Genomic DNA, 15,571 nt, shown 5'->3' on the forward strand with positions numbered 1-15,571 from the left:
ACGCTCGGACGTGATGGCAGGCTGAGCTGCCGCGGTATTTACCGACCGTTCGGATAGTAATCCTTGCAGATCGCGGGCTGCACGGCAATTGCGCGGGCGCGCCGCGATGGCCGACGTGCACGTTACGCGTGACTCACGTCCCGCGCCAGTCCGTGCGACGCCCTCGCAAGGCGGGCGTCGTTGGTCCAGAGCACGTCGCATCCGCTCAGCTGCGCCGCCGCGAGGTGCAGAGCATCCGGGGTGCGGATGCCGTGCTTCGCCCGTAACTCGGCCGCTCGACGGTAGACGTCAGACCCCAAATCGAGCACGTGAAACTGCGTGAACACGCGTTCGTAGTGATCTCGAAGCATCAGATTGTCGTCGCGGAGCGGCCCGACGAGGCATTCGAGCATCACGAGCGGGCTGATCGCGACAATCTCGCCTCCTGCTTCGGCAAGCATGCGACGAACGGATGCGCCGCGCGGCCCTGCGTCTTCTGTCGCGTAGATGACGATGCAGGAGTCGAGGTAGATCATTCCCAGCCCTCGCGCTCACCCGCGATCTGAGCGTCGAGGTCGTTCACGCCGCGCCGACCGACATCGGGCGCACCGTTGTCGCCAAGCCATCGCGCGAGCCCACCTGCCGTGTGCGGTGGCTCTTGCGCAACCGCTGTGAGGCGGGCAACCGGAACGCCACGCTTCGCAATGATCGTGTCAGACCCACTCGCGGCCGCAGCGACCAGCTTCGACAGTTGATTGCGCGCTTCCAGGATGTTCTTCGACTCGGTCATGACCTGCTCCTAGCCACCTAGTCTAGCCAGGATTACGGATTGCTCGCCCCTGGCCGGGCCGGCCGGTGCCTTAATTCAGGTTGCATCGGCTGACACGCCGCTCACGGCGTCGTGGGGTGCCACTCCAGCCTGAATTCTGAACCGCAAACTCCTGGCTCGACCTTCCGCTGGTCGAGCGATGCCCTGAGGATACCCGGTCCCTGAGGAGGCCCGGTCCCTGAGCTTGCCGAAGGGCGGCCGAAGGTAGCTCGCGCTGAAGGCAGAGCGTTGACCGCATTCATTGCGCAGCTGGTGAACGATGCAGTTGAAAATCAATTCTGAGCAGATACCCCGCATGGGTACCACTCATACCCGATGGGGGTATACGCTATACCCATCGAGGGTATAGCTGAAGGAGCCACCGTGGTCGGTTACGTTGCACACAAAGAGGATCTGCTGAAACGCCTACGGCGCGCAGAAGGACAGGTGCGCGGCATCGCCCGCATGGTCGAAGAAGACACCTACTGCATCGACATCCTCACCCAGGTTTCGGCCGCAACCAGCGCCTTGGAGACCGTTGCGCTGTCGCTGCTCGAGGACCACCTCAGCCACTGCGTTGCAGAGGCGAGCAGGGAAGGCGGTGCGGTCGCCGAGGAAAAGGTGCGCGAAGCATCCGCTGCGATCGCCCGGCTGGTGCGTTCATGAGCGAGGATGTTCAGGAGTATTTCGTCGACGGCATGACCTGCTCGCACTGCGTCGCGAGTGTGACTGAGGAGCTTTCCGAGCTCGACGGCGTCGCATCCGTTTCGGTCGAGCTGAAGCCGGGTGGCAGTTCACGCGTGTCGGTCGTCGCCGCCACACCACTGACTGAGGATGCTGTTCGCGCCGCCATTGAGGAAGCCGGCTACGAATTGGCGGCCGTTCCACGATGAGCGCGCCGAGTTCGTCGCATGCCGCGGGCGCGCGTGGCGCAGCACTTTTCACAGAACTCGAGCTCGACATCGGCGGTATGACCTGCGCCTCCTGTGCGAACCGGATCGAGCGCAAGCTCAACAAAGTTCCCGGAGTCGAGGCCACCGTAAACTACGCCACGGAGAAGGCCCGTGTCCACGCCGACGCGCCACTGAACGCAGCCGAATTGATCGCCGTCGTTGAGGCAACCGGATACACGGCTTCCGTTCCCGCACCACCGCAGACGGATGCCGCGGCCGATGCCGCGGCCGCAATCGACCCGGCAGACGCTGCGGCCGCGAGCCTGCTGCGCCGCCTGATCGTCTCGGCCGCTCTCGCGCTGCCCGTCGTCGTGTTGTCAATGGTGCCGGCGTTCCAGTTCACGAACTGGCAATGGCTGGCGTTGACGCTCGCGGCACCCGTTGCCGTGTGGGGTGCCTGGCCGTTCCATCGCGCCGCTTTCGTCAATGCCCGCCACGGCGCCGCGACGATGGATACGCTGATCAGCCTCGGCGTGATCGCCGCGTTCGCCTGGTCGCTGTATGCCTTGTTCTTCGGTTCTGCCGGCATGCCCGGCATGCACATGAGCTTCACCTTCTTCGCCGACCCGAACGCCGGCGCCCAGGAGATCTACCTTGAAGTCGCCGCTGCGGTGACCGTGTTCATACTGGCCGGCCGCTACGCCGAGGCGCGCGCAAAGCGCGAATCCGGAGCCGCCCTGCGTGCGTTGCTCGAACTCGGCGCGAAGGATGCCGTGGTGCTGCGCGACGGGCGCGAGGTGCGCGTTCCGGTCAGCAGCCTCGTTCCCGGCGACGTGTTCGTCGTGCGCCCGGGCGAGAAGATCGCGACCGACGGAATGATTCTCGATGGCGCATCCGCTGTGGATCGCAGCATTCTGACGGGCGAATCCGTTCCGGTCGAAGTGAGCCCTGGCGATCGCGTCATCGGCGCGACCGTGAACGTCGGCGGGCGGCTGGTCGTCGAGGTGACGCGGGTAGGCGCGGACACCGAACTGGCCAGAATGGGCCGCCTCGTCGAAGAAGCACAAAACGGCAAGGCGCAGGTGCAGCGTTTGGCCGATCGCGTCTCGGGCATTTTCGTGCCGATCGTGATCGTGCTCGCGATCCTGACCTTCATCGGATGGCTCGTGCTCGGCGGCTCGGCGCAACTCGCGTTCACCGCGGCCGTCGCCACGCTCATCATCGCCTGCCCGTGCGCGCTCGGGCTTGCAACACCGACCGCGTTGCTCGTCGGCACCGGGCGCGGCTCACAGCTGGGCATCCTGATCCGTGGGCCGCAGGTGCTCGAGCAGACGCGGCGCATCGACACCGTACTGCTCGACAAGACCGGAACCGTCACGACCGGGCGGATGACCCTGACCGGGATCGCCGTGGTCAGCGCGAGCACCGAAGCTGACGGTGGCTCCAACAGTGGTGCAGACATCGCTGCAACGAGTGAGGCCGAGTTGCTACGGCTGGCGGCCGCAGCGGAGCATGGCTCCGAGCATCCGATTGGGCGGGCGATCGTGGCGGCTGCCACTGCACGCGGGTTGCCGGTCGATGATGCGCAAGGCTTCGCTTCGCACCAAGGGTGCGGCGTGCAGGCCGTCGTCGACGGGCGCCTCGTGCTCGCGGGTCGCGCAAGTTGGCTGGAAGCCGAGTGGGGCATCCGCGTGCCGCAAGAATTGCAAGCGACGCTCGAGGCGGCGGAAGAGCAGGGCAACACCGCGGTCACGATTGCCTGGGACGGCGAAGCTCGCGGCATGCTCGCCGTCGGCGACACGGTGAAGCCAAGCAGTGCGGATGCGATCGCGCAGTTCCGAAAACTCGGTCTGACCCCGCTGCTGCTCACCGGCGACAATGCCGGAGCGGCGCAGGCGATCGCGGCGCAGGTCGGCATCGAGCACGCCCGCGCCGGTGTCACACCGCAGGGCAAACTCGACGCGATCCGTGAGTTGCAAGCGGAGGGGCACGTTGTTGCGATGGTCGGCGACGGGGTCAACGATGCGGCAGCTTTGGCGGCCGCAGACCTCGGCATCGCCATGGGAGGCGGAACAGATGCCGCGATCGCCGCGGCGGACATCACCATCATGAGCGGTGACTTGGTCGCTGCGGTCGACGCGGTTCGGCTGGCGCGACGCACGCTCGGCATCATCAAGGGCAACCTGTTCTGGGCTTTCGCATACAACGTCGCTGCGATTCCGATCGCGATGCTCGGCCTGCTCGGCCCGGTGCTGGCGGGCGCCGCGATGGCGTTCTCCTCAGTTTTTGTCGTCTCGAACAGTCTGCGGTTGCGCGGCTTCCGGCCCACACCGTAGCCACGCGTTCGGTGAGCGAAGCCGAAGCGCAACAATGGGAAGCATGACCGCGCTGCTCGATGCCCACCAGGTCAGCGCATCCATTGACGGTGAAGTTCTGCTGGCACCCGTGTCGGCCCACGTCAGTCCCGGTCACGCGCTCGCCGTACTCGGCCAGAACGGTTCCGGCAAGACAACACTCCTACGCATCCTCGCAGGTTTGCTGCGCCCGACCTCCGGCACGGTCTCACTGGGCGGCAGCCGCCCGAACGCCACCTACCCAGACGAACGACGCCGCGACACACGGCGAGCAATCTCCGCCTTGATCGGACTGCCTGCATTTGCCACGGACCTGACCGTTCGAGAACAGCTGCGATTCATCGCCACCAGCTGGGGCATCATCGGCAAGACGGCCGACGACCGCGCCGACAGCGCACTCGAGCAATGGGGGATCAGCGCGCTGTCGCGGCGCTTCACTCACGAACTCTCGTCGGGTCAGACGCAGTTGTTCGCACTCGCGACCGCGTTCATTCGCCCGTTCGACATCCTCATTCTGGACGAACCCGAGCAACGGCTTGACCGCGACCGCCTCGCCCTGGTCAGCTCGGCGATATTGACCGCAAAAGCCAACGGATCAGCCGTCATCGTCGCAACGCACAGCGCCACACTTGCGGATGCCGTCGCCGACGCTCGAGTCACGCTCGGCCAGCCGTGACCACCGTTTCCGATCGGCTCGCGCTGCGCGCAGCGCGAGCCGTGATCGCCCAGCGCGGCGGCAGGCGCGGAACCGGGGACATTGCCTACCTCACCTACTCCGCATGCCTCGCCACAGCCATTGCAGTCTTTCCCGTTCTGCGATTCATCGTGTTGGGGCTAGCAACACCGAGCGTGCAGGGAGTGATACGAACACCCGCTACGACGGGCGCCGTCGCCCTCGCGGGATCGATCTTGGTAGCCGGAGCAATGCTTGTCGGGCCGATTCGAGGGCCGGCGGTTCCGCGGCCGTTTCTCATTCAGTACCTACTCGGCAGTCCGATCGCGCGGCGACTCGGCCTGCGCCGGGCGTTCCTGTGGTCATGCGCAGCGGTGGCGTTGCTTCTGGTGTTGACTGCCGCGCTGATTGCCATTGCGCAGGCAGTCAGCGGCAACTCATCCGGCCCGAGCGCCGGCCCAACTATCAGCCTAACCATCGGCCCAAGCGCCGAAGCGAGCTCTGCTGTTCTCTTCCTGGTGGCGGCTTTCGCCTTCTCGGTTCTCGTGTCGATCGCGTGGCTGCTCGGGCAGGCGGTGCGGCGTTGGATCACCGTGTCTGCTGCCGCCGTAATCCTGGCCACCGGCGTTCTCGCCGTCGCCGACCTCCCCGCTCTCGCGTTCGTCACAACGAACGCAACCCCGTGGGGGTGGCTTGCGCTGTCGTTTCAGGCGGCCACGACGTCCGCGCCGGTCATCTGGCCCGCCGCGGCGATGGTGATTGCACTGGTTACGGCCGGCAGCATTCCGTTTCTGCTCGACAACGTCTCCGCTCCAAAAGCACTCGCTCAATCGCGCCGCTGGCAGACGACCGGAATGCTTTTGACCACCGGAGATGCTGCTGCAGCTGCTGGCGGATTCCGGGAGCCACCTCGGCGCGGGCGGCGCCTGCGCGTTCCAATGGGCGGACCGATGCCGTTCGCGGTGTTCACTCGCGACATCCTGGCGATTACACGCTTCCCGACGCGGCTGGCGTTCGGCATTGTCGGAATCGTCACGGCGGGCTGGCTGATCGGAATCTGCGGGGCAGCGCCCGACGGCATCCGCTGGGCAATCGCGCTACCCGGCGCTCTGCTCGCGTTCTTGAGCGTCGGCGTCTGGTGCGACGGGCTGCGCGACTCGAGCGCGAACGCGACGGGCGCATCCCTGTATGGCTGGGCGATCGGACCGCGCACCCTCGCGCACGCGCTCGCCCCGGCGGCCGCCGCGATCCTTTTCGGAGGCGTCGGTGCTCTGCTGGGCGGCACAGGGCTGGACGGTGGCGCTGCATCCGCAGCATCCGTTTCGTGGTGGATTCTGCTCGCCGCGTTCATCGTGGTCGTGCGCGTATACGATTCCGCGAAGGGTCCGTTGCCCGTGCTCCTGCTCACGCCCGTGGTCACGCCGGCCGGAGACCTTTCGGTGCTCAACGTGCTGCTCTGGCAGTCGGATGCCGTTCTCCTCACGCTCGCACTCGGCGGCGGCCTGACCGTGGCGTTCTACTCCGGTGCTGCCGGAGCGGTATCGGCGGTCACCTGGCTCGGGCTGGGCGGCGTCGTGATCGCGCTGCTGGCGCTGCGGCGCCTCCGCGTGATGAGCCGACCCGCGTGAGCGTCAGGCTGGCGTGAGCGTCAGGCTGGCGCGGCACGCTCAGCGATAGACGCGCACCCAAGCGATCTGCAACTGGGCGGCGCGGGTGGGTTCGCCGTTCGGAAACCAGTCGAGCTGAATGGTCTGGCGCAGGGGAACGGTCGGCTGATCTGCGGGATTCGAATCCGTGAACCATTCGACACCGTCGAGGTACCCGACGATGCCGGCGGCCGTCCACTGGACGGCATAGTTGTGCCAGGCCGTCATATCGATCACGCGCCGCACACGCAACTGCGCGTGGGACCCGGTGCAGCCGTAGTGCAAGAAGAACTGCACCGTGGTTGGATCCGCGTCGCCTTCCGCATAGTCGATCTCGGCGCAGTTCGGCGACACATTGTCTCGTGGCCACAAGATGAGCACGGGGTGATATTGGGAAACTCGGCGGCTGGTGCGCATGCGCACTTCCCACCGCCCATAGCGCTGCTGTGCGAACAGGGCGGTCATACCGCCGGTGACTCCGTTCGCATCGCCGTGAACGGTTGCCACGCCATGGGCCACTGTCCAGGCGGCCGGGCTCCGCACTCCGTTTCCGCTATGACCAGCGCCGTGGTAAACACTCCATTTGGCGGGATCGGGCGCCCCAGTGTTGCTGAACTCGTCGCCGGCGATCACTCGACCCCAGTGGTGTGTGACCGCTGCCTGAATGCCGTCATTCAGGGAAGCTGCGTCGGCAGGCCGCACCGATGTCCCCCCGCTCGCACACCCGACCGGCAAGAAGAGACAGGCCGCGATCAGCGCGGCTGTTCTGCACAGAAGCTTCGCACTCTCACGATTGCTCCGGCACGAGGCGCAGCTCACGAGCCTTTGCCCGAACCGGAGCCGGGGCCGGAGCCAGAGCCTGTTCCTGAGCCCGAGCCCGAGCGTGTGCCGGGGCTGCCGGGCACCGCGTGCCGCGCGACCCACCGCTGTGCTCTGAGGGCCGAAGCTCGTGTCATTGACTCCCACCTGATCAAGAGTTCCGGCCAACGCAGTCGCCGGGCCGGAACAGTGACGATGGCCAGAGTTATCGCCGACAGGAGGCAAACGGCGAGCGAGGGATACCAAAGGTGCGTGTAGATCATGGCCGTGGCGATGAGCACGCTGGCGGCGAGGCTGGAACCGATCGCCACAGTGACGGCGAACGGCAGCCACCGTTGCGGTCGTCGCGGCTCGTCCGGCTTCGCCGTCCACAAGAAAAGCGCCAATGCCGCGCCGGGCCCGGCCAGCAAGAACGGGCCGACCACGGCGAGTCTCAACCAGCCGGGACCGGCGAACGACAGCGGCACGGCAGCGACTGCGCATACGGTGACAACGGCTGTGGTCAGGCCCGCGGGCCCGATTGCCGCGCTTACGATCGGATCATCCTTTCGCACGCGGCACCCCCTGAACGTGAAAGACAATCCCGTCGCCATTCTGTGCGACCACGGACCATCCGGGAGCTGCCCCGCAGGTGGCCACGAAGTTCTCGACAGCATTCGCTGGGCCGATCCCGAGCAACCGGGCTGCCGTCTCCTGACTTTTTGTCACAATGAGATAGCCGCCCTTCGCGGCTAGCATCGAGTCGATGTGACCACAATTGAGCGGACCGGCATCGGGGCGTGGACGCGCCGCCAAGACGGTCGTGTAGTGATAAGCGGCGTAGTGCGTGAAGCGCCAGGGCGTGTCGTGCACAGCTTCGATCAGCGTGGAGCCCCGCGGGGCCGTCGCATACAGTGCGTCGACCAGCGCCAACTCCTTCGGAGTGAAGTTCTCCATGCTGTCGTTGCCGTATCGCGTGACCAGCGTCGCCGTTGCGAGCAGGGAGCCTAATAGCAGGAGGGACGCGCACGACTTCCACCCGAGTCGCCCCGCCCGTTTGGGCAGGAACGGAAGCACTGCCAAACACGCCGCGAACGGCAGGCCGAACATGTACACGCGCAACAACATTTCGCCGCCATAGGGCTGCGCCGGCAGCAGAACGAACGGCGCTACGACCCCGACGCCTGCGGCAAGCCACGTCACGCGCCGCACCCGCGCGACGACTGCGCCGAAGACGGCCAACGCCCAGACGCCGCCGGTTTCGGCGAGCCTGAGAAGGACGACGAACTGGTGCGCGTCACTGCCTGCCATGCGGTCGGCCACCGAAGCGGATGCCGCCGCCGCGACATCTCCGACCGACCCGAACACGGTGCCGAAGTGCCCCGCCAAGTACGGTTGCGCTCCGAGAAAGAGCCAGGAGATCGGCAGAATCGCCGCCACGATGACGAGCGCAGGCATCCGGTTGCGCCCGATCAGAAGGAATCCGAATAGAAAGAGGACGGCGGCGAACGGCGTGAGCTGGTGGGCAACGGTCATCGCGAGCAGCACGATCACGCAGACCGCCGTGATCGCAACGTATTCCAGACCGCGGGAGTGGGCGCTACGCCACGGCGGTGCCGGATCCAGCCAAGTCGCACTCGGGCGAATAGTGTTGAGCACTTTGTCGACAACGCGTCGACCGCGTGCACCACCCCTGGTCACTGCACGTTCGGCCCATCCCCAGCCGTCCAAAACGGTCAGGACGCAGGCAAGCACCGTGAACAACAACAACAGCGCATACGCCTGGGGCGACAAATAGTCCTGCCCCACCCAACTCGCGATGAAGAATACCCAGACTCCTGCCCATGCTTGGCGCGGGTTGCGCGTCAGGCGGCGTGCCGTGGCGAGCAACATCGGAAGCAACAGCAGATTCACGCCCACTGGCGCCCAGGTGGCCAGGGCGCTCAGGTCGTGGACGCCGGCCGCGTCCGCCAGCATTCCGATTGCACCGAAGAAGCCGGGCCAGTCGAAATATGCATCCAACTTCGGGTCGACCTGGCCGTACTGTGCGATGTACTCTGCGATGCCGAGGTGCCGATAGCTCGCCTCCAACCGCGGCAGTCCGTGGACGATCGGGTCGACGGCATTGAGGATGACGATCAGCACGATCAACTGCTCCGTCAGCAGCAGCGGATGCAGCCGACCGGCGCGAACGCACAGGACGAATCCGATCAGCGAGAGACCAAGCGCTGCATAGTACGCGGGCGGCAGTGCACCGATGACGCCGATGTCGCCGATGTCAGCCGAATTCACCTGGGTCAACGCCCAGACGCCGATAACCGCCGGCACTGCTCCGAGAAGCAAAGGCGCATAGAGCCTTCCTCCGCGCTGCGCGGCACCGCCTTGTTGCCCGGCATTCGACGTCGCGGCGATACTGCGCACGGATGCTTTCGTCAGCGTCATCGCGCCGGACCGATCGTGTTGCGCCCCGACAGGGCGACACTGTGGCTCCGCTCGCGCGATGCGTGCGTGAGCTGCCAGAGCCTGATTCCCGCTATCGCCGCAGCGACCAATTGCGCGACCAGCCACAGCACGCAGATGCCGATCAGCCCACCACCGGCGCTCAGCACGAGCGCCGCGGGCGCGACCGCGATCAGCCCGGCCAGCACTGCAACGCCGGTGGCCTCAGCTAAACGCCCTTGGGCGCGGCACACTCCGTAGTACACCTGCGTCACCGAACAGACGATTAGTGAGGGCACCAACAAGGGCAGCAACAGCCACGCGCTCGCGTACGCCGGGCCGAGCAGGCGCAGGGCAGGAGGTCCGGCAAGCACCAATAGCACTCCTGCGATCGTTGTCACGAGCAGGCTCACCCGCAACGACTTTCTGACGAGCCCGCGCGCGGCACCCGCTGGAGGGGAGGCACCTGCCGTATCCGCGGAGGCTCCCGCCTCAGCGGGCGGGGCATCCGCTCCAGCGGGCGCGGCGAGCGCCGTCTGCAACGAATACCCGGCGGATTGCGGCACGAAGAAGACGGCCGCTGCAAGCATCCAGACGATGTACCACGATGCTGCGGCCGCGGGAGACAACACCGCCGCGACGATAATAGGCAGCAGATAGCCGGGGGCCCGATCGGCAAGAATCAGCGCGTGATTCGGTAGGCCGACGCGCAACAGTCGTGCGGTCTCCGCGGGTTGGGCTCCGTGGCGCCAGTCCGGCCGGATGCCGCGCCGCCGCAGTTCATACCAGCCCAGCAGGACACTGGCTGCCGCACCCGCAGCCACCGCCGAGATGATCGCAATCAGATTGCGATTGCCGAGGGCCACGCACACGACGAGCGTGCCGAGCTGCACACCGCTCTGCACAATGCTGCGGAACAGAGCCCGATCGGAACGCGACTGCGCGACGGCGATGTGGTCGAACTGGTACGCGCCAGCCGAGAGCACCGCTGCCGCGACGAAGATCGCCACCGCGGCCGGGTCATTCCAGGCGGTGCCGACACCCTGCCCCATCATGCGTGTGACCACAACGAGGCCACCCGCGACGGCCGCAGCGGCAACAGACACCGTGATGAGCCCGGTCGCGATGAGCCGCCTGCTCTGCAAAGGGTGGGCCGGAAGCGCGGTCAGCGTTGCAGGGCCGACCCCGAGCTGACCCAATTGAACAGTGAGAAGCGAGGAGGCGACAACTGCAGACCCGAGCCCCAATTGGGCCGGTGCCAGCATGAGCGCTGCGAGCGCCCAGAAGATGAAACCGGTGAGCATCGGCGCAACCCGCGCGGCTGCCAACCATGCCGCGTTGCCGGTGAGCGACAACCGTCCAGAACGCAATCGCATGAGGCGGTTGCGGCGCATGCCCGCCGAAGCCCCGGTCACCACTGTGCCCCGGTCATGGCTTTGCGAGATCGGAGCTCATCATCTGGCCGAACATCGCGCGGTAGTTGTAGAGCAGGAACCCCAGCCAGTACGGCAGGTACTTCGGCGCGCTCACGAGTGCGAGGCCGACGCCCCGCACGGTGGCGAGCAGCGGCAGAAGCACGAGCCACGCGGCTCGATGCGGATGCTCATGAGCGGTTCGCGCGAGCCCCGCGCCGTCTTGAAGCCACTGGTCGCGCGCGCAGTCGAAGCTGTCGAAGAACCGATGACGCACCACGGCATTTGTGGAAACGCCGAGCCGACAGCCTGCGGCCGCCAGCCGCAGCCGCAAGTCAATGTCCTCTCCCGAGCGGAATCGATCGTCGAAGCCGATGCGCAACAACACCTCGCGCCTGATCAGCGTCGCGGACACCCCGAACCAGGATCGCACCCGGCTGTGATTGTGGTGCCATGCAAGCGCTCCGCCCCAATAGCCCGGACCGTCTGACTCGCTGACCAGTCCGAACTGAATGCCGTCGTATTCGCCCTCGACAAACTCCGCAAGGAGACGCCCGAGCGCTCCGGCTGGCAGCACGACATCCGCGTCGATCAAGGCGATGATCGGGAAGCGTGCGGCACGCACTCCCAGCATCCGTGCGGCAGGCAACCCCGCACCTTCGTCCGACAACACTCGCGCGCCGAGTAACTGCGCGATCTCGGCCGTGGCGTCCGTGGAGCAGCCGTCCACCACGATCACTTCAGCGACATGCTGCGCTGCGACGGAACGAAGACAGTCGCCCACCCACTGTGCGGCGTTGCGAGCGGGAATGATGACGGAGATCTCAATCGGGCGCATCGGGAACGACCTCCTCTCCACGGGCCTGATCGAGGGCGCCGACCAGTCTCGAAACGACTCCGGTGACGTAGTCGGACGCGCGGTCGGCCGACCACGCCACCGGAAGACGCAACAGCTTGCACGGTACGTCAGACAGCGCCCGAGCGACGACCGCAGTCTTCTCGCTGAAGTGACGGTCGAGCGGCACCAACCCGCTCGACCCGAGCGCTTCGATGAGTCGCCGTGAAACCAGCGGCAACTCGGTGTGGAAGTTTCCAACTATTCGGCATGCCATCCAATCGTGCGTGCACGAGTGCAATGATGCATCGTCCGCGTCGAAGCGCTCCAAGAACAGTGCAAGCCGCACCGGCACGCTCGACGCAATGTTCTCGCTGCCGAACACATCGACCGGTGCCACCATCCGGTGTTCCGGCGACCAGCGCCGGGTGAATGCCGCAGCCCGCGGATATCGAACAATGACCGGATGCACAGCGGTCGCGACTCTGGACAGCGGCGCAATCAACCTCCCCGGCGCCAACGGCTTGCGCGGTCCGACGAACAGTTGCGGATAGATCTCACGATGATGCGGTTTGATGAACAGAGGCTTGGCGTAGCCGAGCAATGTTCCATCGCCGCGCAGGAATCCCCAGTCGTCTGCCAAAAAGCGAACTCCTGGAAGCGCGACCAGCTTCGCGATCGTGCTGGTCTTGCCGACCCCGCCCCACGCCGGCATCAGCACTCCGGCGCCGCGATAGTCGACGATGGCGGCGTGCACCATCGCCGTCCGCTGCATCACGCACAACCGATCGAGCACCGGGATGACGGCGGTGAGGAGTTCGCCGCTTCCCTCAACTCTGAAACCGTCTATGCTGCGCACGATCGTGACGCGATCGCGCGGCAGGGTGAGCGAATCGGCGGTGAACCGGTAAACGTCTTCCGCCATCGATTGCCGCGGAACCGGGGGCTGCGGCCCGCGTACCAGAAGCTCAAACGCTGCCTGCGATTCACCGGCGAACGGCCCCAGCATGTCCCGCAACTGTGCCGCGCCGGGGGTTTGCTCCTCGACACGCACCGCGACCAGGCCGTGGATGTCGAACACCATACCGCCCCAAGCGAGGCCGCGGTCGGACGCGGCAAGCCCCGTCACGGTCACGGCAGCACGCTCTTGACGATGAGGTCATCGATGTAGGTGTCGCCCATTTGACGATTGTGTTCAGCGCCGAGCTGCACTCTATTGACAGCGGTAGCCGCCGTGTTGACCTGGGTGTTGGAGTACGCCAGCGTGCCGTCGTACCACACCTGCACAGTGCTGCCCGCACCGTTCGGCAGCACATACATGGCCAGGTGGTGCCATGTGCTCAGCGGAATATTCTGCCAGCGAAGCCGTGTGTAGCTGTTGCCGGTCGGAGTCAGAACACGCAGCCACAATTGGCCGTTGTTGTTGTACCGATAGATGTCAATGTAACGAGTGCTGCCCAGGAAGAAGCGGAAGTACGGAACATCGTTGCCGGTTTCGCCCGCGACGGTGATATCGAACCAGGCGTCCGCGTACGCCGCGGTCGCCCCGGGAGCCAGCGGGACGGAGAAGTCCGCCAGCGAGTTCGAGTCAGCCGTCACGTGCAGATAGGCAGAACAGGTTCCGGAGTATGCCGCGGCCGAGGAGACTGACGCTGTTCCAGTGCCAGTCGTCACCACGGTGTACGCGGGCGACAGACTGCCCGATTCGAAGTTGTCCGCAGCCGTCACGACGCCGGGGAAAGCATCCGTCGGTGGCGGGGTGGCCGGCTGGCAGACTGGCACATCGGCCAACGCCGCACCGGACCATGACACGCTCGCTACCGCCGCGAGCACGGCGACGACGCATCCGATCATGAGATTATGCCGCATGTTCATACTCCCCCTCATTGCTTGCGCCGGGCAGCGATCTGGCTACCCTGGCAAGTGACCGCACGGTGATTGACATCCACCCTTGCGTGTACCCGGCTGTTGTCGCCGTCAAGACGGCGAGTACCATCGCGCTGCGCCGCAACCCTGAGCCGTCACGACGGCGCCAGTCGCGCAGACCCGCGACGAATGCGCGCGGCAGCACGACTCGGGCGTAGTGACGCTCTGAATGAAGTGCTCGCCGACGCCCGACCAAGCGCGCAACCTGCGCCTTCGAGACTCCTTCGGACCATGCGCGTGAGAGCATATAGTGCGCCGAGGCACGCGCTGCGGGAACATGATGGTGGACGACGGCAGCGGGTTCATACACGATCCGACTCGACGGGAGTTGCATGCTCGCGCGAATGCACAGTTCGGTTTCCTCGCACCCGAGCGGCAGAGTGCCCACTCGTCCCATAGCCGTATCGAACCCGCCGACCCGCTCGAGCATGGCTCGACGAAACGCCATGTTGGCCCCGATGACATTGCGCACCTCTGCAGCCACTTTCGGCATGCCGCGATAGGTGCACCCCACGATCCAATCCAACTCTTCGGCGAAGTGCGCAGGGCGCGCATCCTCCCACAACGGTTCGATCCGCCCACCGACCGCGATCACATCTGGGTCATCGAATACCCCGTTCAGCTGTTCCAGCCAATCCGGAGCGGCTGTCGCGTCGTCGTCGAGAAAGGCAACGATGTCTCCGGTGGTGGCCCGGACGCCGGTGTTGCGTGCGCCAGACAACCCGCGTTGGTCGGCGTTCTCGATCACCGTGATGTCGGGCAGCGCCTTCGCTAGCCGGGCCATGAGCGAAGGGTTGTGATCGACGACCAGGATGATGTCGTGCGCCGGCAGGGTCTGGGAGCGTATCGAGGCGACCGCTTCCAGCATCTGGTTCCAGCGGGCATCGCTGTAACCACAGATGACGACGCTCAACGCGCACAGCGTGTTCGGCGCGAACATTCAAATCACCTGCGGGTGAAGAACAGAGTCAGGCTCTGTCGGGATATGCGGGTAGTTTGGCTGCGGGTAGCGATACGGCACACGGCGCACCGCCTCGGGACGCGCGCCGCCACTGGGTGCAGCCCAGCCGGCCCATGCTCGCCCAAGCGTTCGGACAACACGCAAACCGTCGCGCACCGCGTGCAAATTTGAGAGGCCGGAGATTCTGCACAGTTCGGTGCTCGGAACCTCCGCGATCCGAAGCCCGGCAAGCACTGCGTGCACGACAAGTTCCGTTTCGATCTCGAAACCGTCCGCTGCCAGGTCCAGAACGTCGACGCACTCACGGCGCAGCGCGATGTAGCCGTAGCAGAGGTCGGAGAAGTTGCTTCGGAACACGACGTTCGTCAAAGCCGTCAGGGCCCGGTTGCCGGCGTCGCGCATCCGCGTCAGATCCTCGGAGCCTCCGCCTGTGACGTAGCGGGAACCTTTGACGAAGTCGAAATCGTACTGCAGAGGTGAGACGAACCAGCCGATCTCCTGCGGGTCCATACTGCCGTCCGCATCCAACATCACGATGATTTCACCGCTGGCCTCCGCGAAGCCGGCGCGAATCGCCGCACCTTTGCCCGGGCGCAACTCGGTGATCACGACGACGTCCGGCCGAAGTACCCGTGCAACATCGGCGGTGCGATCACTCGAGTGGCCGTCGACGAGAACGACCTCATCGACGTAGTCGGGGATGCGTCGGATCACCCACGGAAGATTCCTCGCTTCGTTGAGCGTCGGGATCACTACGCTCACAGACGGCCCAGCCGCCGTGTCGGCGGAACCAAAGTTCGGAATGGACATCGACAGCCACCCCCTTTTTGCTAGCCGGCACTGTCCA

Annotated in this window: 16 protein-coding genes; 5 read left to right on the top strand and 11 right to left on the bottom strand. The window is 65.8% G+C overall.

Annotation, left to right across the window (positions count from 1 at the left end):
* Positions 1–122: 122 nt before the first annotated feature.
* Positions 123–515: a type II toxin-antitoxin system VapC family toxin gene (locus tag QU604_RS19545; RefSeq protein WP_308466264.1), complete on the bottom strand. Its 393-nt coding sequence runs from the start codon at positions 513–515 to the stop codon at positions 123–125.
* Positions 512–769: a type II toxin-antitoxin system Phd/YefM family antitoxin gene (locus QU604_RS19550; protein WP_308466265.1), complete on the bottom strand. Its 258-nt coding sequence runs from the start codon at positions 767–769 to the stop codon at positions 512–514. Before QU604_RS19550 ends, QU604_RS19545 begins: the two co-directional genes overlap by 4 nt.
* A 402-nt stretch (positions 770–1,171) precedes the next feature.
* On the opposite strand from QU604_RS19550, the gene QU604_RS19555 reads away from it, so the two are divergent.
* Genes QU604_RS19555 through QU604_RS19575 form a run of 5 tightly spaced genes read left to right on the top strand, consistent with a single transcriptional unit; the run spans position 1,172 to position 6,335 of the window.
* The gene (locus tag QU604_RS19555) at positions 1,172–1,453 is read left to right on the top strand and encodes a metal-sensitive transcriptional regulator (protein WP_308466266.1); all 282 of its coding nucleotides are present in this window, start codon (positions 1,172–1,174) and stop codon (positions 1,451–1,453) included.
* Positions 1,450–1,680, top strand: a complete 231-nt coding sequence (locus QU604_RS19560) for a heavy-metal-associated domain-containing protein (RefSeq protein ID WP_308466267.1) — start codon at positions 1,450–1,452, stop codon at positions 1,678–1,680. Before QU604_RS19555 ends, QU604_RS19560 begins: the two co-directional genes overlap by 4 nt.
* Positions 1,677–4,016, top strand: coding sequence for a heavy metal translocating P-type ATPase (locus QU604_RS19565; RefSeq protein ID WP_308466268.1), 2,340 nt, complete (start codon positions 1,677–1,679; stop codon positions 4,014–4,016). Before QU604_RS19560 ends, QU604_RS19565 begins: the two co-directional genes overlap by 4 nt.
* Before the next feature lie 43 nt (positions 4,017–4,059).
* On the top strand, positions 4,060–4,710 hold the full coding sequence (locus tag QU604_RS19570; RefSeq protein WP_308466269.1) for an ABC transporter ATP-binding protein: 651 nt from the start codon (positions 4,060–4,062) through the stop codon (positions 4,708–4,710).
* Positions 4,707–6,335: a hypothetical protein gene (locus tag QU604_RS19575; protein ID WP_308466270.1), complete on the top strand. Its 1,629-nt coding sequence runs from the start codon at positions 4,707–4,709 to the stop codon at positions 6,333–6,335. The genes QU604_RS19570 and QU604_RS19575 overlap by 4 nt, the downstream gene beginning before the upstream one ends.
* A 39-nt stretch (positions 6,336–6,374) precedes the next feature.
* Here the strand turns inward: QU604_RS19575 and QU604_RS19580 are convergent, their stop codons facing one another.
* The 9 genes from QU604_RS19580 to QU604_RS19620 all read right to left on the bottom strand — a co-directional run bounded on the left by QU604_RS19580 (position 6,375) and on the right by QU604_RS19620 (position 15,534).
* On the bottom strand, positions 6,375–7,055 hold the full coding sequence (locus QU604_RS19580; protein ID WP_308466271.1) for a glycoside hydrolase family 16 protein: 681 nt from the start codon (positions 7,053–7,055) through the stop codon (positions 6,375–6,377).
* Positions 7,056–7,168: 113 nt separating this feature from the next.
* On the bottom strand, positions 7,169–7,726 hold the full coding sequence (locus QU604_RS19585) for a hypothetical protein (RefSeq protein WP_308466272.1): 558 nt from the start codon (positions 7,724–7,726) through the stop codon (positions 7,169–7,171).
* Positions 7,713–9,593, bottom strand: a complete 1,881-nt coding sequence (locus tag QU604_RS19590; RefSeq protein ID WP_308466273.1) for a hypothetical protein — start codon at positions 9,591–9,593, stop codon at positions 7,713–7,715. The genes QU604_RS19585 and QU604_RS19590 overlap by 14 nt, the downstream gene beginning before the upstream one ends.
* Complete coding sequence (locus tag QU604_RS19595) at positions 9,590–11,005, bottom strand: polysaccharide biosynthesis protein (protein WP_308466274.1); 1,416 nt, start codon at positions 11,003–11,005, stop codon at positions 9,590–9,592. The genes QU604_RS19590 and QU604_RS19595 overlap by 4 nt, the downstream gene beginning before the upstream one ends.
* A gap of 13 nt (positions 11,006–11,018) precedes the next feature.
* On the bottom strand, positions 11,019–11,840 hold the full coding sequence (locus QU604_RS19600; RefSeq protein ID WP_308466275.1) for a glycosyltransferase: 822 nt from the start codon (positions 11,838–11,840) through the stop codon (positions 11,019–11,021).
* A complete protein-coding gene (locus tag QU604_RS19605) occupies positions 11,827–12,972 on the bottom strand; it encodes a hypothetical protein (RefSeq protein WP_308466276.1) in 1,146 nt (381 codons plus the stop codon). The genes QU604_RS19600 and QU604_RS19605 overlap by 14 nt, the downstream gene beginning before the upstream one ends.
* Entirely contained in the window at positions 12,969–13,712 is a 744-nt protein-coding gene (locus tag QU604_RS19610; protein ID WP_308466277.1) for a LamG-like jellyroll fold domain-containing protein, read from the bottom strand. The genes QU604_RS19605 and QU604_RS19610 overlap by 4 nt, the downstream gene beginning before the upstream one ends.
* On the bottom strand, positions 13,696–14,703 hold the full coding sequence (locus QU604_RS19615; RefSeq protein WP_308466278.1) for a glycosyltransferase family 2 protein: 1,008 nt from the start codon (positions 14,701–14,703) through the stop codon (positions 13,696–13,698). Before QU604_RS19615 ends, QU604_RS19610 begins: the two co-directional genes overlap by 17 nt.
* On the bottom strand, positions 14,704–15,534 hold the full coding sequence (locus QU604_RS19620; protein ID WP_308466279.1) for a glycosyltransferase family 2 protein: 831 nt from the start codon (positions 15,532–15,534) through the stop codon (positions 14,704–14,706).
* Between the last annotated feature and the right edge of the window lie 37 nt (positions 15,535–15,571).

Source organism: Rathayibacter sp. SW19, from assembly GCF_030866825.1.
In the GTDB taxonomy this organism is placed as follows: Bacteria; Actinomycetota; Actinomycetes; order Actinomycetales; family Microbacteriaceae; genus Rathayibacter_A; species Rathayibacter_A soli.